This is a genomic window from Acidimicrobiia bacterium (assembly GCA_029210695.1).
GTDB lineage: Bacteria > Actinomycetota > Acidimicrobiia > Spongiisociales > JAHEDJ01 > JAHEDJ01.
In genome coordinates this window covers 1-19212 of sequence record JARGFH010000031.1, presented here as the reverse complement: position 1 = coordinate 19212, position 19212 = coordinate 1, and the positions used below count along the sequence as shown (strand labels likewise).

Genomic DNA, 19212 nt, shown 5'->3' with positions numbered 1-19212 from the left:
AGCATTCCAAACCTGGAACGCACCCGCTCACTGCCATCCGACTACTGATCATATATGGTAATATATCTTATATGATCAGTTCAGAACTTCGTGCTTCCAGAAGGCTGATGGGACTCACGCTCGCCCAACTCTCCGACCTGACCGGTATTGCCCAGCCCAACCTTTCGCGTCTCGAGCTGGGGAAGGTCGACGCGAGACTTTCGACGATCGAGGTTGTTGCAGGTGCCCTGGGCCTCGAGCTGAGCTTGTCATTGCGCACGAACTCGAGCCTCGACGCCGTACAGGCTCGCATGCAGCAAGGTTCAGAACGTCTGGGGGCGCGCGGAATCACGAACCGCGAAGCGGCCAAACGTCTCGAGTGGAAGCGCCGGCGGGGCATAGACACGTCGACTGAGGAGAACCTGCTCACATGACACCCGCGGACTTGCTGAAGCAAGCATTGGAGGCGCCCGCCGATTCAGCTGAGCGAATCTTGTTTGCCGTCGCGGCCATCGATGCCCTCACCGCCGCCCCACTCGTCCTCGTCGGCGGCGGCGCCCAATTGACTCACACGGGTATAGGTCGGATCACGGACGTCGACGTCGTCGGTCCGGTCACCTCCCGCGATGAAGAACGCATCCGGTCGGCTGGTCTGGAGAAACGAGGCCGCCATTGGGTATTCGAGTCGCCGAAGGGAGCTGTGGCGATTGAGGTCCCCGGCGACACGCTCCTGGGCGAGGAACCGCCCGAGGTCATCGATCTGGGAGGACTACTCGTACGCATCATCTCCGTCAACGACCTGATGATGGACCGGCTGCTCCAGGCAACCGACGGAACGGCGGTCACATGGAACGAAGCATTTGCTCTCGCGGTAGCTGCGCGCGACCGTATCAACTGGACCTCTATCAGGGCCAGATGCGCGGCGATGGTCGGGACCGAGCCGTTTCTGCAGGTCATGCCGGATCTGCTCGGCCGCCTGGAGCAGGCACTCGACTGACATCGTTCTTACATTGCCAAGTCCCTATGCCGGGTATCGATCGATGCCGGCAATTGGAAGAGGGCCCAGAGGCCCTTCTTCCACTCGGTAGCAGCCGACCGACTACACCGGTTCGGCGACCTCTTCCTCGTCTTTCTGCTCTCCGATCGAGGCCAGCCATTCGGCCGGGTTCAAAGGCAGATCATCATCGGAGCTGCCTTCGGGGTAATCCCCGAAGATGCCCAAAGCAGAAATCGGCTCAGCTCCTGGGAGCGCCGGCTCGATGGCCTGGTACATCCCGGAGCCGGTACCGGCCGGGATGAGTTTGCCGATGATGACGTTCTCTTTGAGCCCCCGCATGTAATCCGACTTGCCCATCAGGGATGCCTCGGTCAATACCCGGGTCGTCTCCTGGAACGAAGCCGCCGACAACCACGAATCGGTGGCCAGCGACGCCTTGGTGATACCCATGAGCTCGGGGCGACCTTCTGCAGGCGTCTTGGCATCTTCCACCAGTTCACGGTTGATCTGACGGAACACCTTGTCGTCGACCAGCTCGGCAGGCAAGAAAGAGGCGTCGTGAGGGTTCACGACCCGCACACGTTTCAGCATCTGCCGAACGATCATCTCGATGTGCTTGTCGTGGATGTCCACGCCCTGCGACCGGTACACCTCCTGCACCTGATCGACCAGATACTGCTGGGCGGCGCGCACGCCACGAATCTCGAGAACCTCTTTCGGATCCAACGGGCCTTCGGTCAAGGCAGTCCCGGGTTCGACGACATCGCCGTTTGCGATACGAACCCGCGCCCGACGAGTAATCGGATACTCGGCGTCGCCTTCCTTGGCGGCAACGATGAGACGCCGCCCTTCCTCGTCCTCGACCAGTTTGACGGGTCCACCGACTTCGGACAGGACGGCTTTACCCTTCGGGGTGCGGGCTTCAAACAGCTCAACGACGCGGGGCAGGCCGTGCGTGATGTCCTCACCGGCCACACCACCGGTGTGGAATGTACGCATGGTCAGCTGGGTTCCCGGCTCACCGATCGACTGGGCAGCCATGATGCCGACTGCTTCACCCAACTCGACTTCGCGTCCCGTCGCCAGGCTGAGTCCGTAGCATTTGCGGCAAACTCCGTGCTGCGAGTCACAGGTCAACACCGAGCGCACCCGGACTGTGTCGACACCTTCCGCGGCACCCTCGAGGGCGAGCAGTTGCTGACGACCGATCACGGTACCGGCCTTTATGGTGTCTCCGTTCGGATCACGGAGCAGCTTGCCATCGACCCTTATGTCATCGGCTAGATACCGGCCGAACAGGCGGGAACGGAGATTGCGAATCGGTTCCCAGACCTTCTTCGAGCCGCGGCGTACCTCGTGGCGGATCTGGAGTTTGATGCCACGATCTGTCTCACAGTCGTCCTCACGAATGATGACTTCCTGGCTCACGTCGACGAGACGACGGGTCAGGTAGCCCGAGTCTGCTGTGCGAAGCGCGGTGTCGGCGAGACCCTTGCGAGCACCGTGTGTGGAGATGAAGTACTCCAACACGGACAACCCTTCACGGAAGTTCGAGATGATCGGCCGCGGAATGATGTCGCCCTTCGGGTTGGCCACCAGGCCACGCATACCGGCGATCTGGCGAACCTGCATGATGTTTCCACGGGCACCGGAGCGCACCATCATGTCGATGGGGTTGAACTTCTCCGCTTTGAGCGTCAACTCCATCGCGTCTTTGACACGGTCCGTCGCTTCCGTCCAGATCTCGATGAGTTCCTGGCGGCGCTCGTCGTCGGTGATCACGCCCTTCTGATACAGGTCCAGGACCTTATCGGCGCGTTCCTCGAACGCCGACAGGATCTCAGCCTTGTTGGCCGGCGTCTTCACGTCTTCGAGACCGATCGTCAAACCGGCAACGGTGGCGTAATGGAATCCGAGCTCCTTCACGGCATCGAGGACCTGCTGGACCTGGGTCTTGCCGTAGCGATCGATGATCTCCTCAATCACCCGCCGGACATCCGACTTGAAGATCACGGCCTCGATGTAAGGGAAATCGACCGGGAAGGCTGTGTTGATGATGGCCCTCCCCAACGTGGTTTCCACAGACTTGTCTCCGGGGAGTGGCTCCGGGGTGATGAGACCCTTGAGCGTTCCGGTCAAGTCACCGTGGAGGTCCGCGCTGCCGACGAGATCATTACCGAGGCGGATCTTCACCGGGGCGTGCAAAGACAACTCCTCGTTCTCGTATGCCATTCGAGCCTCTTCGAGCGACGAGAACGACCGGCCGGCACCGGGCGCGTCGTCGACGCGCTCGGATAGGTAGTAGATGCCGATGACCATGTCCTGAGAAGGGGTCACGATCGGACGCCCGGAAGCGGGCGATAGAACGTTGTTGGTGGAAAGCATCAGCAAACGGGCTTCCGCCTGAGCCTCTGCGGACAGCGGCAAGTGGACGGCCATCTGGTCGCCGTCGAAGTCGGCGTTGAACGCCTCACAGACGAGCGGGTGGATCTGAATCGCCTTGCCCTCAACGAGAACCGGCTCGAATGCCTGAATGCCAAGCCGGTGCAACGTCGGCGCGCGGTTGAGCAGCACCGGATGCTCCTGAATGACCTCACCGAGCACATCCCACACCTGCGGGCGGCGCCGTTCCACCATCTTCTTCGCGGACTTGATGTTCTGGGCGATTTCGAGATCGACCAGGCGTTTCATCACGAACGGCTTGAACAACTCCAGCGCCATGATCTTGGGAAGACCGCACTGGTGCAACAAGAGACTGGGACCAACCACGATGACGGAACGACCCGAGTAGTCGACACGCTTCCCGAGCAGGTTCTGACGGAATCGCCCTTGCTTGCCTTTCAGCATGTCGGACAACGATTTCAGCGCCCTATTCCCCGGTCCCGTGACGGCGCGGCCGCGCCGGCCGTTGTCGAACAGGGCGTCAACTGCCTCCTGGAGCATCCGCTTCTCGTTGTTGACGATGATTTCCGGCGCACCTAGATCGAGCAAGCGCTTCAGCCGGTTATTTCGGTTGATCACCCTGCGGTAGAGATCATTGAGATCGGAGGTGGCGAACCGACCGCCGTCGAGTTGCACCATGGGGCGCAGATCGGGTGGTATGACGGGGATCGTTTCGAGGATCATCGCCTGGGGATCGTTCTTCGCCTCGGAGAACGGCTTGACGACCTTCATGCGCTGAGTCGCCCGCTGGCGTTTCTGCGCAGAGTTCGAAGACAGCATCTCGTCGAGTAGATCCATTTCGGCGTCGAGATCGATCCGGGACAAGTAGTCCTTGACTGCTTCAGCGCCCATGCCGCCTTCATAGAAGTCGGCATATCGGTCGAAGATCTCACGCCAGAGCTGCTCGGATTCAATGAGCTGCTTCGGAGCGAGCGTGCGGAACCGATCGAAGGCTTCTTCGATCAATTCGACCTCATGCTCGGCGCGCTCCTCACGGTCGCGCATCTCACGTTCGACCTCGCGGCGGCGAGCGGAGATCTCTTGTGACTTGGCACCACCCTCCTCCATGCCGGAGAGCTCTTGCTCGAGGCGTTCGAGCCGAGCTTCTTTCCACTCGGTGAACTCGTCGCGGACGATCTGCACCTCGGCTCTCATCGTGTCTTCGAGCTCCGGAAGCTCGGCTTGACGCCGCTCTTCGTCGACAAACGTGATCAGGTAGGCCGCGAAGTAGATGACCTTCTCGAGCTCCTTGGGCGACATGTCCATGAGGTAACCCAGGCGGCTCGGCACACCCTTGAAGAACCAGATGTGGGTGACCGGGGCAGCCAGCTCAATGTGACCCATCCGCTCACGGCGCACTTTCGAACGCGTGACCTCTACACCGCAGCGCTCACAGATGATGCCCTTGTAGCGGATCCGCTTGTACTTGCCGCAATAGCATTCCCAGTCTTTTTGCGGCCCGAAGATCCGCTCATCGAACAAGCCATCCTTTTCGGGCTTGAGCGTGCGGTAGTTGATCGTTTCGGGTTTCTTCACCTCACCAAACGACCAGGCACGGATCTGATCGGTGGTGGCAAGGCTGATTTTCAGTTCATCGAACGGCTGTCGCAAGACACGCTCCTTCGCTCACAGCTGGAGGCTAAATTTCGACGTCGACTTCGCGACGCTCAGGACGGGAAAGGTCGATGCCCAGGGACTCGGCCGTGCGGAACACGTCCTCGTCCAGGTCTTTCAACTCGACCTCTTCACCAGCCGACAGCATCTCGACATTCAGACAGAGGCTCTGCATCTCTTTGATGAGTACCTTGAAGGACTCAGGGATGCCGGGCTCGGGGATGTTCTCGCCCTTGACGATCGCTTCGTACATCTTGACACGGCCCTGCACGTCATCAGATTTGATCGTCAGCACTTCCTGGAGTGCGTAGGCGGCACCGTAGGCTTCCAGGGCCCACACCTCCATCTCTCCGAAGCGCTGTCCACCGAACTGCGCCTTTCCTCCAAGCGGCTGCTGGGTGATCATCGAGTATGGGCCTGTTGATCGGGCGTGGATCTTGTCGTCGACAAGGTGGACGAGTTTCAGAATGTAGATGAAGCCAACAGTGATCGGCCTGTCGTACGGCAACCCGGTCCGTCCATCCATGAGCCGGGCTTTGCCGGTCCCGTCGACCAGATGATCACCGTCACGATTCGGGAGAGAATTCTCCAGAACCTGGGCAATCTCACCTTCGCGAGCACCGTCGAATACCGGCGTAGCAACCTTCGTCCACGCCGCGGTTCCACCGGCGGCGGGGCCGTCGGATCCTTCGATCGGTGACCAACCCTGAGCGGCCGCCCAGCCGAGGTGCGTCTCGAGCACCTGGCCTAGGTTCATACGCGACGGCACACCGAGCGGCGACAGGATGATGTCGACCGGAGTTCCGTCCTCCATGAACGGCATGTCCTCTTCAGGCAGGATCTTGGAGATGACGCCTTTGTTTCCATGGCGACCGGCGAGCTTGTCGCCCTCGGAGATCTTCCTCATCGAGGCGACGTAAACACGCACCAGCTGGTTCACGCCGGGAGGAAGGTCGAATCCTTCCGAGCGCTTGAACACCTTGACGTCAATGACTTTGCCGGACTCACCGTGCGGCACTTTGAGCGACGTGTCGCGAACCTCTCGGGCCTTTTCACCGAAGATGGCACGCAGCAAGCGCTCCTCGGGCGTGAGCTCGGTCTCACCTTTCGGAGTGACCTTGCCGACCAAGTAATCGCCGGGACCAACGTCGGCCCCTACCCGGATGATGCCCTCTTCGTCGAGGTCCATCAGCACCTCTTCGGCGACGTTCGGGATGTCCCTGGTGATTTCCTCGGCACCGAGCTTGGTGTCACGGGCATCGAGCTCGTGTTCCTCGATATGAATCGAGGTGAGACCGTCGTTCTTGACGAGCCGCTCCGAGATGATGATGGCATCTTCGTAGTTGTGGCCTTCCCACGGCATGAACGCCACGAGCATGTTGCGGCCGAGCGCCAGTTCACCGGCCTCGGTCGACGGTCCATCTGCGAGCACGTCCCCGACGGCCACCTTGTCACCCGTGCGGGCCAGAGGCTTCTGATTCATGCAGGTGCCCTGGTTCGATCGCTCGAACTTGTTGAGGGTATAGGTGTGCTTGCGGTTGGTGTCCTTCTCCTTGACCACGACGAAATCGCCGGTCACGTCGATAACCTCACCGGCCACCGTGGATATCACCATGTCGCCCGAATCCTGGGCGGTGCGCTGTTCAACGCCGGTGCCCACCAAGGGCGCATCGGCCCGCAACAACGGGACGGCCTGACGCTGCATGTTCGAGCCCATGAGGGCGCGGTTGGCGTCGTCGTGCTCGAGGAACGGAATGAGCGCCGTAGACACCGAAACGAGCTGCTTCGGCGAAACGTCCATATAGTCCACTTCGTCCGGCGTCACCGAGTCGACTTCACCGCCGGCGCGCCGCACCAAGACGCGATCGTTGAGGAACGATCCATCTTCCTTGAGGGGGGCGTTGGCCTGGGCAATGACGAACCGCTCCTCTTCCGAGGCAGTCAGGTAGTCGACCTTCGTGGTGACTTTGCCGTTCTCTGCCAACCGGTATGGCGTTTCAATGAAACCGAAACGGTTCACGCGAGCGAATGAGGCCAGCGAGCCGATCAATCCGATGTTCGGGCCCTCCGGTGTCTCGATCGGGCACATGCGACCGTAGTGCGACGGGTGCACGTCACGGACCTCAAACCCTGCCCGTTCACGGCTGAGGCCACCAGGGCCTAGCGCGGAGAGACGGCGCCGGTGAGTCAGGCCGGCGAGTGGGTTGGGCTGGTCCATGAACTGGCTGAGCTGTGACGTTCCGAAGAACTCTTTGATCGCAGCCACGACGGGGCGGATATTGATCAGGCTCTGCGGCGTGATCGCCTCCGGATCCTGAGTGGTCATGCGTTCCCGCACTACCCGCTCGAGGCGAGTGAGCCCGACCCGAACCTGATTCTGGATCAGCTCGCCGACCGTCCGAATACGCCGGTTGCCGAAGTGATCGATATCGTCGGTGCGGACCAGGATCTCGGTGCCGCCGGTGAGGGTGATCGTCTCGTCTCCCGCATGCAGCGCAACGAGGTAGCGAATCGAGTCGACGAGATCCTCATCGCTCAGCAGTTGCAGCCCCTCAGCGCGGTAGTCCTCCGGGATCGGCTTGCCGAACTTCTGGTTCAGCTTGTAGCGGCCCACCCGGGTGAGGTCATATCGCTTCGGGTTCTTGAAGAGCGTCTGGATGAGGCCGCGCGCCGACTCGACCGTGGTCGGTTCACCAGGACGGAGCTTGCGGTAGAGATCCAGCAACGCCTCATCCTTGTCGTGCGCCGTGTCACGCTCGAGCGTGTTACGAATCGACTCGGCACCATCGAAGAGTTCGAGGATCTCTTCATCGGTGTCGGCAATATTGAGGGCACGCAGGAACGCGCTGATGTGCTGACGGCGTTTGCGGTCGACGCGGACGCCGATCGTGTCGCGCTTGTCGGTGTCGAACTCGAGCCAGGCACCGCGACCGGGGATCACCTTGCCGGTGAAGATATCACGGTCTGACGTCTTGTCCCGACCCATGTCGAAGTAGACGCCCGGCGAGCGGACGAGCTGGCTGACAACGACACGCTCGGTGCCGTTGACGATGAAGACTCCGTTATCGGTCATGATCGGGAAGTCCCCGAGGAAGACCTGCTGTTCCTTGATCTCACCCGTCTCCCGGTTCACAAACCGGGCGGTGACAAACAGCGGACGGGAGTAGTTGGAATCCCGCTCCTTGCAGTCTTCGATGGACATCAACGGATCGCCGAAGCGGTGATCCGTGAGCTCGAGAGCGAGGGAACCAGTGAAGTCCTCGATCGGGGAGATCTCTTCAAAGATCTCGGCCAGGCCCTCCTCGATGAACCAATTGAATGATTCGTGTTGGACGGCCAGGAGATCAGGAAGTGGAAGGACTTCGGGGATTTTGGCGAAAGACAGACGCTGGGCGACGCGCGAAGGCAACGGCGAGCCTCCTTATGACCCTAGGGATGGATATCTCGAAACGGCGAAACAGCAGGATAGCACGCGCTAGCCCTGCCTACAAGGCGGAAAAACAATCAATTATCCGCGGTGCTGTACCGCGGCCCCTTCCCGGGAAGTGTATCGAATTGATGGTCGCATGGTCAAGGGTATTCAAGTACTGGATAGCGAGATCCCCGGAGTCGTCGCGAGGAGCAACGAGAGGGGCCGCCCTTCCGGACGGCCCCTCTCGAAATACGTTGCAGCGAAGGCAGGGGATGTCCGGGCGAAGCCCGAACTCCAAAGCTCGGGACGCAGAGCGTCCCGAGACACCGCTACCGGAGCTCCACGGTGGCGCCTGCGCCCTCGAGTTTCTCTTTCGCCTTCTCTGCTGTTTCCTTGTCCAGACCCTCGAGCACCGCATTGGGGGCGTTGTCGACGAGTTCTTTCGCCTCTTTGAGCCCGAGGCTCGTGAGTGCGCGGACCTCTTTGATCACCTGGATCTTCTTGTCGCCGGCTGCAACGAGGAAGACACTGAACTCATCTTGCTCCTCTTCGGCAACAGCATCGGCGCCTCCGGCAGCGACGGCGGCCATCGCCATGGGCGCGGCGGCAGTCACATCGAACTTCTCCTCGAAGGCATCGAGGAACTCCTTGAGCTCGAGGACCGTCATCTCCTCGAAGACACCCAAGAGGTCGTCGGTAGTCATCTTTGCCATGTTTACTCCTCCTCGGCCTGGTCGGCCTTGTCATCATTTTGGGAGTCGGAATCGGACTCGTCGTCTGACTCGGCCTCTTCCTCGGGACCTTCGCCGGCTTCGGCAAGTTCTGCCTCGGCCGAATGGGTCTGATCAACTTCAGCTGTGGGCTCCTCGCCCTCGGCTGCTTCATCGGTCGTCGTTTCGGCGACTTCGGCCTTGTCTGCCGGAGCGGAAACCTCGGCGGGGTCGGCAGCAGCCTCGACCCGGTCTGTCGAGGCGGGTGCCTCGACTTCAGCGGCCGGCGCCGGTTCACTCGATTCTTTTATCTCGAGCAGTTGGAAGAACAACGAAGCGGAATCCCGCACAAACGACCCGAGCATGCCTGCCATCTTGCTGAGCGGCGCCTTGGCAGCTCCCGCAATCTTGGCGAGCAAGACATCGCGCGGTTCGATTTCGGCGAGCTTGCTCACCTGTTCCGGCGGCAAGAGCTTGCCGGACATCAGACCAACTTTGAGCACGAGACGATCGTGCTCTTTGGCGAAGTCCTTCAAAACCTTGGCAACCGGAACCGCATCCGAATTCGCGAACGCAAGCGCCGTCGGCCCGTGCATCGACTCGATGAGTTCATCGAGTCCGAGTTCGGTCGCGGCGCGGCGGGCCAGCGACATCTTCACAACCTTGTACTCGGCATCTGCAGCCCGCAATCCGCGACGCAGCTGCTGCTGCTCGGACACGGACAGTCCCCGGTACTCGGCCAGGAAGGTCGCCTCAGAGTTCTCGAGACGCTCCTTGATTTCTTCAACTGCTTGGACCTTTTCAGGTCTCGGCATACGCGTACTCCTCCTCACATTAGAAAAGGTCCCTCGGTCATGATGAGACGGGGACCCCTGTGGGAGGCGGTCTACGCAGGCGGGCGAACCCTTTGAGCCCGAAGGCACCGGCGGTCTCAGAACCGAGGTTGGAGTTGTTGGCACGGAGCGTACGCCCTCCTGTTGGGAACAGCAAGTTGTCAGAATCGTCGCGAGTTACTCGTCGCGAGTCGCGGGCACGCACCAGCCACTCGCGACCCGCGACTCGCGACGCCGCAACTTCTCTATCCGCGCGATCCGCGTCACGCACCGAGTTTCCGCTAGCCAAGTTGCGGCATATGCGCGATAGTGCCAACACGGAGAGACACCCGAAGGGGGTTTCGTAACGACGGGTGGGTTGACCTGACCGCCCTCGCCCGCAACTGAGATCGGCCCGGGTATACCCGGCGACGCGTGCAGCCCCTACCCTGACAGCGTCGCAGCGAGGGTGACCCACGGCGACTGCAGCCCGCAGTCGCCGGCCCCGGCCCCGGCGCCGCCCGAGCAGCATCGGCGCTCTCAGCGGAACCCCCTCGCTCTCCGCCCCTAGTCGCGAGTTGCTAGTTCCTAGTCGCGAGTTACTAGTCGCGAGTATCAGCACGGAGCAGGAAGGGCGGCCGGGTTCGGCCGCCCTTCGATTGACCCGCGACCCGCGACTAGCGACCCGCGACTATTTACTCGCCTTGACGAGATCTTCTAGGCGAGCCGGGTCGATCTTGATCCCGGGGCCCATCGTCGACGAGATGGCAAGATGACGGAAATAGCGGCCCTTGGCGGAGGCGGGACGAACTCGCTGAAGTTCGGCGGCCAAGGCGCCGAGGTTCGTCACGAGCGCTTCGGCTTCGAACGACGCTTTGCCGATCGGAACCTGGACGTTGCCAAATCGATCATTGCGGTACTCGATGCGGCCGGATTTGAACTCCTGAACCGCTCTGGCGACATCCACCGTCACGGTTCCGGCCTTGGGGTTCGGCATCAGGCCCCGAGGGCCCAGCACCCGCCCGAGTTTCCCGACCTCAGCCATCATGTCCGGAGTAGCGATGGCGATGTCGAAGTCGAGAGCCCGTCCTCCTGCGATCTCTTCGGCGAGTTCGCTACCCCCGACCAGGTCGGCACCGGCGGCTTCGGCCTCGCGGGCCTTATCCGCCTGCGCGAACACGACCACGCGCACCACCTGGCCCGTGCCGTGAGGAAGGCTGACAGTTCCACGAACGATCTGATCTGCCTGCCGGGGGTCGATTCCGAGTTTGAAGGCTACGTCGATGCTCTCGTCGAATTTCGCATCTGCGAACATCCGAACAAACTCGATGGCTTCTTCCGGGGAGTAGGCGGTCTCTTTGTCATACCGCTGTACCAGATCCCGATATCGCTTGCCGTGCTTGGGCATGTCTCTCTCCTGTGGTTCGAACGGCTCCGCCTTGTGCGAAACCTCCCATCTTCCGGCACGCAGTCGCGCCGCTGTTCATCCCGGTCGAGGGTTCCTAGCCTTCGACCAAAAGACCCATGGAACGGGCCGTGCCCTCGACGATCTTCATGGCTGCATCAACATCGTTGGCGTTGAGGTCGACCATCTTCGTCTCCGCGATCTCGCGCACCTGGGCGCGAGTCACTTTTCCGACCTTGATGGTTTGCGGCTCGGGCGAGCCCTTCTCGATCCGCGCCGCCTGGCGCAGCAACACCGCGGCGGGCGGCGTCTTGGTGACGAATGTGAACGTCCGATCCTCGTAGATCGAGATTTCGACCGGAACGATTGTCCCAATCTGCGACGCCGTAGCCTCATTGTAGGCCTTGACGAAGTCCATGATGTTGACACCGTACTGGCCGAGCGCAGGACCCACCGGAGGGGCGGGGCTGGCCTGCCCGGCCGGGATCTGCAGCTTCAAGACGGTACTCAGTTTTTTTCTACCCACGTTGGTTCCTATGCATTGAGTGGTCCAGGCCTACGAAGACTTGGTCCCAGTACTGGTACTCGGTACTTGGTACCTAGTTCTTGATGATGTCCTCGAAGTTCAACTCGACCGGAGTGTCCCGACCAAAGATGTTGACGAGCACGACGACCTTGGACTGATCGAGGTTGATGTCCTCGATGACTCCGTTGAAGTCGGCGAATGGCCCCGTCTGTACACGAACGCTGTCGCCGATCTCCCATGAGGGCTTGTAGCGAGGCGCCTTCTTGTCTTCCTCTTCTTTGACTCCGAGAAATCGCTCGACTTCACGCCGGGACAACGGAACCGGCTTGTTGGCCGATCCGACGAACCCCGTGACCCCTGGAGTGTTCCGCACCCCGTACCAGGAGTCGTCGTCGAGGTGCATGCGCACGAGGATGTAGCCGGGGAACATCTTCCGCGGGACGGTGACCTTCTTGCCGTTCTTGATCTCAACGACGTCTTCCATCGGGATGGCAACTTCGTAGATCCGATCCTCCATGTGCATCGACTTGGAGCGAGTCTCGAGGTTTACCTTCACCTTGTTCTCGTAACCGGAGTAGGAATGGACAACATACCAATCGCCCGGCAAATCGAACGGGCTCAAGGGCTCCTCTTCTTCGAGGACGGTCTCGTCAACCGGATCTGACTCTGCCGGGCTCTCCTCAACAACGGCAACCGCGCCGGCGGCCGCTACTGCGGTTTCTTCGGCGGCCGGAGCAGTGGTCTCGACCGGAGTCTCTTCAGGTGTCTCTGCAATTGTCATTGTTACGATCCTCGCTTGAGCAGCCAGAGAATCGCTTCGCCGAAGCCGAAGTCGAGGCCGAAAACATAGAGCGTGACGGCCGTCGAGGTGATCAGAGTTACGGACGTGAACGCAACCATCTGCGATCGGGTCGGCCAGGACACCCGATGCAGTTCGATCCTCACTTCACCGAGGAACGTCGCGAGACGTTTCCAGAGCGGTTTCTTCTCGCCGGTGCTCTGCTTGGGTCGACGCTTCTGCGGGGCGCGCCCCCGCTTCTTCGCTCGTCGGTCCTCGGCCTCTTGGAGCCGGCGCATCTCTCGGTTCATGATCTTCTTTGTTCCTCGGGTTTCTCAGCAGGGGTGGAGGGACTCGAACCCCCAACCTCCGGTTTTGGAGACCGGCGCTCTAACCAACTTCGAGCTACACCCCTATGGGGGGTTCGGACGGTGGCGCAAGTATACGGAGCGTCAGACTCCAGTGTAAAGCCGGGCCGCGGAGCTTTGCTCCACGTGTACAACGTACTACGTACATCGCACAACGTGTGGCCGGATTCCGGCATGAGTACGCCGAGAGTGCCGGCCGGCTCCGGCATCAAGCTGCTGCCTGGCGGCGACGAATGGCGAGGGCCACCGTGGTCGCCACAGCAACGGCCGACATTGCCGACACCGAGACGGTGCCCGGGCGACGAAACCATGGGATGGGCGGGCGATCGAGCCCCGCCATGATCTTGCTCACCAACCCGGGTGGGGCGATGGCAACCTCCTGCTGCAAAGCGATGAAAGCGCGGTCGATGGCTCTGTAGCGAGCAATCTCTGCCTGGCAAGAAAGGCAGGCCGCCGCATGTCGTTCGTCCTCAACCGACAGCCGCTCATCGCCGAGCACGACTTCGCTGATCCGCCCTCTGACCCGCTTGCACTCCCGGGCGAGCATGCCCTTCATGATTCACCTTCGAGGTGTTGGCGGAGCCGATGATGGGCGCGATGCAGGCGGACCTTGGCGGCGGTGACGGTGATACCCAACGACTCAGCAATTTCGCCGTGCGACCAACCGTAGATGTCCTTGAGCACCACAACCGTGCGCTGGGGACGCGGTAGCTCATCGAGTGCAGCCCGCAGGCGGTGGCGAAGTTCGAGGTTCTCCCCTGCTCGCTCGAGGTCGCCCGACAGCGTCTTGTCTGCGATCTGGGGAGCACCCTCGAGAGGAACGGCCAGGTGGCGACCGGTGCGCTTCTTCATCGACCATGCGGCGTTCACCGTGATCCGATGAATCCATGTCTTGAAGGCGGCATCACCCCGGAAGCGCGGCAGTCCGCGCCAGGCCCGGATGAACGCATCCTGGGTGACGTCTGCTGCCAACTCCCGATCGTTTACCAGTCGCAGAGCCAAGGTGAATACTCCGTGTTGATGTCTTCGAACCAGTTCTTCGAATGCGCTTCTGTCGCCGACCTGAGCCGTCCGAATCAGCTGTGCTTCGTCGACGGGTTCGACTTCTGGATTCTCCATCGGGTTACCGCTCCACCGTGATCAGGCCGCCGACCAGCGGTCCCGAATTGGATGTGAGTTCGAGACTGACCGGGCCCGGTGCGGCGCCGATTGCACCGGTGATCGAAGCTGCTTCTCCGGGGAAGAGCGGGTTGCGGAACCTGAACTTGGCGGCGTGGATCGGCCGCCCAGCGGACGGGAATACGATCGCCGTCGCGGTTTGCAGCATCCACGATGCCATGAGCAAGCCGTGCACCACTACGCCTGGCAGACCGGCATTGCGGGCAGTCTCGTGATCCCAGTGCAATGGATTGAAGTCGCGACTGGCAGCCGCGTACCGGATCAGATCGGCTCGGCTCGCCGAGCGGACGGTTTCGGGCAACTCCCCGCTGGATGGATAGGAAACCGGACGGATCTCGTCTGCCCGTTCGAGAGGACCGGGTTCGTTTCGCTCCGCTACCTCGGAGTCGGGGCGCTGGTCCGACATGACAAACGTTGAGGTGGAATCGAGGACCCGGTTGCCTGCGGCTACCACTCCAACCGAGAAGGTCACCCACGCCGCTCCGCCTCGCATGCGCACCCGATCGACGGTCCCGGTGACGGCGTAGTCGGCTCCGGTCTCCCATGGAGCGAGCCACCGGAATGTTTGGTCGGCATGAATAAGGATCCGCGAGAACTCGCCGACATCCGGGTCGAAGAGAAAGGCCGGGGCGACGGCGAAGACCGCGGCGGCGGCCAGCCCCGGTGGGGCGATGTTCGGCCAGCGGGCAGGATCATCGCCGGTCGCCTCGATGAACGCCGAGATCGTCGAACGATCCGCCCGAAACTTTCGCCGGTATACGCGTCCCTGGAGTTCTTCCATGCCCATGGGCCAAGAGGGTACCCGGTACTTCGGACTTGGCACCTGGACGCTGAGGAGTTCCCTGCACCCGACCGGACGCGAAGAAGGCAGGCATGTCGCCCGCCTTCTTCAATCAGGCCCCGCTTGTTCCGCCCGCGGAATCCTGCGGCCAAACTAGCACCGCGGGTCGGGGTCGTGCCCCGTGTTCAGCGATGTTCGCGATGCAGCGTGTGCGATCCGCACCAGCGGCAGTACTTCTTGAGCGCCAGCCGCTCACGGGTGTTCGATTTGCTCTTCACCGTCACATAGTTGCGACGCTTACATTCGTCGCAAGCCAGCGTGATGGCCGGTCTCTTGTCACTTGGCATTGTTTGCTCTCTCGCTTCACTCGTTCGCGGTACCCAGTACCCAGTACCCGGTACGAGCGGACGGGCCACCAGACCCGTCCGGTCACTTACTTCAGAATCTTGGTGACCCGACCAGCACCAACCGTCCGACCACCCTCACGAATCGCGAAATCACGACCCTCATGCATAGCAATCGGATTAATCAACTCCACCGTCATCGTCGTGTTATCACCAGGCATCACCATCTCAGTACCCTCAGGCAACGTCACCGACCCAGTCACATCCGTCGTCCGGAAATAAAACTGCGGCCGATACCCAGGGAAAAACGGGTTATGCCGGCCACCCTCATCCCGAGTCAACACATACACATTCGCCTCAAAATCAGTATGCGGAGTAATCGAACCAGGAATACAAATCACCTGACCCCGCTCCACATCATCCTTCCCAATCCCCCGCAACAACAACCCAACATTGTCACCCGCCCGAGCCTCATCCAACAACTTCCGGAACATCTCAACCCCGGTCACCACCGTTTTGCGCGTCGGACGAATCCCAACAATCTCAACCTCAGTACCCGTCTTGAGAATCCCCTGCTCAACCTTCCCAGTCACCACCGTCCCCCGACCAGTAATCGAGAACACATCCTCAATCGGCATCTGAAACGGCTTCTCCGTATCCCGCTCCGGCACCGGAATATACGTATCAACCGCCTCCATCAACTCCATAACCGAAGCAACCGAAGCCTCATCCCCACCCTCAAGCGCCTTCAACGCCGAACCACGAATCACCGGCAACTCATCACCAGGAAACTCATACTCCGACAACAACTCACGAACCTCCAACTCAACCAAATCAAGAAGCTCATCATCATCAACCATGTCCGTCTTATTCATATACACAACAATGAACGGAACCCCAACCTGACGAGCCAACAACACATGCTCACGCGTCTGCGGCATCGGACCATCAGCCGCCGACACCACCAAAATCGCCCCATCAATCTGCGCAGCACCCGTAATCATGTTCTTGATGTAATCAGCATGACCAGGCATATCCACATGCGCATAATGACGATTCGCCGTCTCATACTCCACATGAGCAATCGAAATCGTGATACCCCGCTCACGCTCCTCCGGCGCCTTATCAATATCATCAAACGCCGTAAACGCCGTCGCCCCACCAACCCCAGACTCCGACAACACCTTCGTAATCGCAGCCGTCAACGTCGTCTTCCCATGATCAATATGACCCATCGTCCCCACATTCACATGCGGCTTCGTCCGCTCAAACTTCGCCTTACCCATGGGATTCTCTCCTTGTACTGTTCTTCACTTGGTAGCGGCGGGCAGACTTGAACTGCCGACCTCTCGATTATGAGTCGAGCGCTCTTACCGACTGAGCTACGCCGCCTCCGCGGCTTGCTACGCAAGCCGTTGGCGGTTGGCGATGCCAACCGCACCAGCTTCGCCCTCTTCCTTTGGTACTTGGCACTTGGTGCCTCGTACCTGGTACCGCGGTGAGCTGCGCTCACCGCCTACCGAGCCCCCTTCCGGATTCGAACCGGAGACCTCCTCCTTACCATGGAGGCGCTCTGCCAGCTGAGCTAAGGGGGCATGCCTGGGCCCTTAGGCCCAGGCACGTTTGAGAAGTGCGAAGCACTTCTCGGCCTGTACTCAAGGACCGTTGCTCATGGATTGTAAACGTTGCTGTGCCGGGAGAAGGATTTGAACCTCCGAAGGCATTGCCGGCAGATTTACAGTCTGCTCCCTTTGGCCGCTCGGGCATCCCGGCATCAAAGCCCGGCGTGGGCCGGGCTCGTCGATAGATTAGCCAATGATGCCGATTGGCCGTAACCGGGAAGGCGAGGCTCGAGCAAAGCCGCACGAAGCACTCTGAACCATGTGGCACGACCCTGAGATCCCTGAGGGACGGTGAGGGTCGGCCCCTGATGTCCTGGGAGCTGGTATGCGGGATGATGAAGGTGAATAGGAGGCAGACATGCTGTCAGAACAACTGTCTCGTTGGGTGAAAGCCGGATTCATCACCGACGATCAAGCATCCCGAATCCGGACATTTGAAGCGTCACGAACCGCCGCACCGGAGCGCCGGATTCCACTGATCGTGGAAGCGCTCGGCTACCTCGGTGGAGCGCTGGCCGTGATTGCAGTGCTGATTCTCGCCCAGGAGTTCTGGGCGGACCTCGAGCTGTGGGGCCGGTTGGCTCTGCTCGGCACCGTGACGCTTGGTTTGCTCATTGCCGGCTGGATGTTGCGCGATTCGCCCCTCGTGGCGATCCGACGCTTGGCCGGGTTTTTGTGGTTGTTCGCCGTGGTCGGCACGGGCTTCACATTCGGCATTCTGTCTGCCGACGGTTTCGATTGGATAGACGAAGCGTCGATGACGCTGGGGGCCCTGGTTGCCGGTGTCCTCGGCTTCTTCCTGTGGCGGATCCGAACCATGAGCCTTCAACAACTGGCGTTCTTTGCTGCGGTGCTGGCTGCGACTGTGCCGGCGGTGGCATTGCTCGAGTGGCCCGACGAGTTCTTCGGAATCACGATGTGGGCAGTAGGGACCGCCTGGCTGTTCCTCACCTGGGGTACGGCGATCCGCCCGATGATCACCGGCTACGCGCTGGGGGGAACCGCTTCGCTGTTCGGCGTTCAGCTGTTGTCGTTTGCAGGAGAGGGCTGGCCTCTGCTCCTCGGCGTGGTGGTGGCGGGAGCCCTGATCGTGGCCAGCGTCACGCTACGCCAGATCGTGCTCCTCGGACTCGGTGCAGCCGGAGTGTTCATCTTCGTTCCGCAGGTGGTGTTCCACTTCTTCGGGGATTCACTCGGAGCGCCGGTGGCACTGCTCCTCTCCGGCGCAGCACTGATCGGCGGCGCGGTGGCGCTGGCGCGGCTGATGGGTGAGATCAAGGAAGACATCGCTGAGGCCGACCATGAACCGGAGGAGTTGACATCATGACCGACTCACGCAAGGTCTGGATTTCGGTTATTGCGTCGGTGGTCGTAATCGGAGTTGTCGTCGGACTGGTACTGGCTTTCGCGATCATCCCGCTTCCAACGTTTGCTTCGCTGGTGGACGAGCCGGACCCCTCGATCCCCGGCACCGTGGCCTTCAGCCAATGGGACAACGGCGATCTATGCATCTGGACGGTCGATGCAGCCGGCGGTGAAGCACCGCATGAGGTGCTGTGTGACAACAACATCGGATTCGCCGATCCTCTGCCGGGTTGGACGCCGGAGGGAATGCTGCTGGTGCAGGAATTTCGAGGTGAGTCGCAGACGTTCCGGGTAATCGATCCCGAAACCGGAACAACGCTCAACCGGATATCGGTCGATCAGACGGTAACCCCGCGGGATCCCGTCGGCCGGGTCCTCTACACCGCTCCCGATGGTTCGGAGATCTACACGGAGTTCGATCCCGGCACACCGCGCGTTGTGGTGCAGAGCCCGACCGGTGTCGATCGCACGGTCCTGGAAGTCGAGGGCCCGAAGGACTACTCGTTCAACCAGGCGACCTGGTCGCCAGACGGAGAGTGGCTCCTCGTGCAAGACTCCGAGGGACGGGTGCTCATCCTCGCCGCTCAAGGCGACCCGAACCCCCGCATCCTCGTCGATAACTCGGACAACTGGTCGCCGGCCTCCTGGTTCATCCCCGGCTACACGGAAGGAACCTGGGACCCGAGCAAGTAACCGGCCGCCAAGCAAAGCCGAACACCGCGTTCTCCCCCCACACAGTGGGGGGAGTCCCGAGTCTTCGAGGGGAGGGGGGCATCCCCAGCCAGCAAAGGCGAAGTTAAGGGGCGCTTCGGAATTGAGCGGGGTGTAGGGGTTCCCGGTTGATTAGGAGGGCTCTGCCAATCTGATGGTTACTACGC

The 19212-nt window shown here is 61.0% G+C and carries 17 protein-coding genes and 4 tRNA genes; 4 read left to right on the top strand and 17 right to left on the bottom strand.

Translation table 11 applies throughout. From position 1 onward, the window contains the following. Positions 1-71 precede the first annotated feature (71 nt). Together P1T08_11050 and P1T08_11045 are read left to right on the top strand one after the other, a co-directional pair. Positions 72-413 carry a helix-turn-helix domain-containing protein gene (locus P1T08_11050; GenBank protein ID MDF1596610.1) on the top strand — a complete coding sequence of 114 codons (342 nt, stop codon included), beginning with the start codon at positions 72-74 and terminating at the stop codon, positions 411-413. After that, a complete protein-coding gene (locus tag P1T08_11045; protein ID MDF1596609.1) occupies positions 410-976 on the top strand; it encodes a hypothetical protein in 567 nt (188 codons plus the stop codon). The genes P1T08_11050 and P1T08_11045 overlap by 4 nt, the downstream gene beginning before the upstream one ends. 102 nt (positions 977-1078) lie before the next feature. Here the strand turns inward: P1T08_11045 and P1T08_11040 are convergent, their stop codons facing one another. The 17 genes from P1T08_11040 to P1T08_10960 all read right to left on the bottom strand — a co-directional run bounded on the left by P1T08_11040 (position 1079) and on the right by P1T08_10960 (position 17120). Then, positions 1079-5029, bottom strand: a complete 3951-nt coding sequence (locus P1T08_11040; protein ID MDF1596608.1) for a DNA-directed RNA polymerase subunit beta' — start codon at positions 5027-5029, stop codon at positions 1079-1081. Positions 5030-5057: 28 nt separating this feature from the next. Continuing rightward, positions 5058-8441, bottom strand: coding sequence for a DNA-directed RNA polymerase subunit beta (gene rpoB, locus P1T08_11035; protein MDF1596607.1), 3384 nt, complete (start codon positions 8439-8441; stop codon positions 5058-5060). A 332-nt stretch (positions 8442-8773) separates the two neighbouring features. Next, positions 8774-9157, bottom strand: a complete 384-nt coding sequence (rplL, locus tag P1T08_11030) for a 50S ribosomal protein L7/L12 (GenBank protein ID MDF1596606.1) — start codon at positions 9155-9157, stop codon at positions 8774-8776. Positions 9158-9159: 2 nt separating this feature from the next. Beyond that, on the bottom strand, positions 9160-9969 hold the full coding sequence (gene rplJ, locus P1T08_11025; protein ID MDF1596605.1) for a 50S ribosomal protein L10: 810 nt from the start codon (positions 9967-9969) through the stop codon (positions 9160-9162). A 688-nt stretch (positions 9970-10657) separates the two neighbouring features. After that, positions 10658-11374, bottom strand: a complete 717-nt coding sequence (gene rplA / locus P1T08_11020) for a 50S ribosomal protein L1 (GenBank protein ID MDF1596604.1) — start codon at positions 11372-11374, stop codon at positions 10658-10660. Between the two features lie 94 nt (positions 11375-11468). Further along, complete coding sequence (gene rplK / locus P1T08_11015) at positions 11469-11897, bottom strand: 50S ribosomal protein L11 (protein ID MDF1596603.1); 429 nt, start codon at positions 11895-11897, stop codon at positions 11469-11471. Positions 11898-11970: 73 nt separating this feature from the next. After that, a complete protein-coding gene (gene nusG / locus P1T08_11010; protein MDF1596602.1) occupies positions 11971-12678 on the bottom strand; it encodes a transcription termination/antitermination protein NusG in 708 nt (235 codons plus the stop codon). A gap of 2 nt (positions 12679-12680) precedes the next feature. After that, the gene (secE, locus tag P1T08_11005; protein MDF1596601.1) at positions 12681-12986 is read right to left on the bottom strand and encodes a preprotein translocase subunit SecE; all 306 of its coding nucleotides are present in this window, start codon (positions 12984-12986) and stop codon (positions 12681-12683) included. Between the two features lie 28 nt (positions 12987-13014). Then, positions 13015-13090, bottom strand: a tRNA-Trp gene (locus P1T08_11000). Positions 13091-13251: 161 nt separating this feature from the next. Further along, positions 13252-13599, bottom strand: coding sequence for a hypothetical protein (locus P1T08_10995; GenBank protein MDF1596600.1), 348 nt, complete (start codon positions 13597-13599; stop codon positions 13252-13254). After that, a complete protein-coding gene (locus P1T08_10990; GenBank protein ID MDF1596599.1) occupies positions 13596-14162 on the bottom strand; it encodes a sigma-70 family RNA polymerase sigma factor in 567 nt (188 codons plus the stop codon). The genes P1T08_10995 and P1T08_10990 overlap by 4 nt, the downstream gene beginning before the upstream one ends. Before the next feature lie 4 nt (positions 14163-14166). Then, positions 14167-15009, bottom strand: coding sequence for a MaoC family dehydratase (locus P1T08_10985; GenBank protein MDF1596598.1), 843 nt, complete (start codon positions 15007-15009; stop codon positions 14167-14169). 179 nt (positions 15010-15188) lie between these two features. Beyond that, a complete protein-coding gene (gene rpmG / locus P1T08_10980; protein MDF1596597.1) occupies positions 15189-15350 on the bottom strand; it encodes a 50S ribosomal protein L33 in 162 nt (53 codons plus the stop codon). An 86-nt stretch (positions 15351-15436) separates the two neighbouring features. Then, positions 15437-16633, bottom strand: a complete 1197-nt coding sequence (tuf, locus tag P1T08_10975) for an elongation factor Tu (protein MDF1596596.1) — start codon at positions 16631-16633, stop codon at positions 15437-15439. Positions 16634-16662: 29 nt separating this feature from the next. Then, positions 16663-16739 (bottom strand) — tRNA-Met (locus P1T08_10970). Positions 16740-16869: 130 nt separating this feature from the next. Then, positions 16870-16942 (bottom strand) — tRNA-Thr (locus P1T08_10965). Positions 16943-17038: 96 nt separating this feature from the next. Continuing rightward, positions 17039-17120: transfer RNA gene (locus P1T08_10960), tRNA-Tyr, on the bottom strand. Between the two features lie 207 nt (positions 17121-17327). Between P1T08_10960 and P1T08_10955 the strand changes: the two genes are divergently transcribed. Both P1T08_10955 and P1T08_10950 read left to right on the top strand, forming a co-directional pair. Next, complete coding sequence (locus P1T08_10955; GenBank protein ID MDF1596595.1) at positions 17328-18296, top strand: hypothetical protein; 969 nt, start codon at positions 17328-17330, stop codon at positions 18294-18296. Beyond that, positions 18293-19027, top strand: coding sequence for a hypothetical protein (locus tag P1T08_10950; protein ID MDF1596594.1), 735 nt, complete (start codon positions 18293-18295; stop codon positions 19025-19027). Before P1T08_10955 ends, P1T08_10950 begins: the two co-directional genes overlap by 4 nt. The last annotated feature ends 185 nt before the right edge of the window (positions 19028-19212 follow it).

Excerpts from the sequence above, each read along its gene's own strand:
- rpmG (MDF1596597.1), bottom strand. The coding sequence starts at position 15,350 with ATGCCAAGTGACAAGAGACCGGCCATCACGCTGGCTTGCGACGAATGT.
- P1T08_11050 (MDF1596610.1), top strand. The coding sequence starts at position 72 with ATGATCAGTTCAGAACTTCGTGCTTCCAGAAGGCTGATGGGACTCACG.
- P1T08_10985 (MDF1596598.1), bottom strand. The coding sequence starts at position 15,009 with ATGGGCATGGAAGAACTCCAGGGACGCGTATACCGGCGAAAGTTTCGG.
- P1T08_10950 (MDF1596594.1), top strand. The coding sequence starts at position 18,293 with ATGACCGACTCACGCAAGGTCTGGATTTCGGTTATTGCGTCGGTGGTC.
- P1T08_11045 (MDF1596609.1), top strand. The coding sequence starts at position 410 with ATGACACCCGCGGACTTGCTGAAGCAAGCATTGGAGGCGCCCGCCGAT.
- rplA (MDF1596604.1), bottom strand. The coding sequence starts at position 11,374 with ATGCCCAAGCACGGCAAGCGATATCGGGATCTGGTACAGCGGTATGAC.
- rplJ (MDF1596605.1), bottom strand. The coding sequence starts at position 9,969 with ATGCCGAGACCTGAAAAGGTCCAAGCAGTTGAAGAAATCAAGGAGCGT.
- tuf (MDF1596596.1), bottom strand. The coding sequence starts at position 16,633 with ATGGGTAAGGCGAAGTTTGAGCGGACGAAGCCGCATGTGAATGTGGGG.
- nusG (MDF1596602.1), bottom strand. The coding sequence starts at position 12,678 with ATGACAATTGCAGAGACACCTGAAGAGACTCCGGTCGAGACCACTGCT.
- P1T08_10990 (MDF1596599.1), bottom strand. The coding sequence starts at position 14,162 with ATGGAGAATCCAGAAGTCGAACCCGTCGACGAAGCACAGCTGATTCGG.
- secE (MDF1596601.1), bottom strand. The coding sequence starts at position 12,986 with ATGAACCGAGAGATGCGCCGGCTCCAAGAGGCCGAGGACCGACGAGCG.
- P1T08_10955 (MDF1596595.1), top strand. The coding sequence starts at position 17,328 with ATGCTGTCAGAACAACTGTCTCGTTGGGTGAAAGCCGGATTCATCACC.
- P1T08_10995 (MDF1596600.1), bottom strand. The coding sequence starts at position 13,599 with ATGAAGGGCATGCTCGCCCGGGAGTGCAAGCGGGTCAGAGGGCGGATC.
- rplL (MDF1596606.1), bottom strand. The coding sequence starts at position 9,157 with ATGGCAAAGATGACTACCGACGACCTCTTGGGTGTCTTCGAGGAGATG.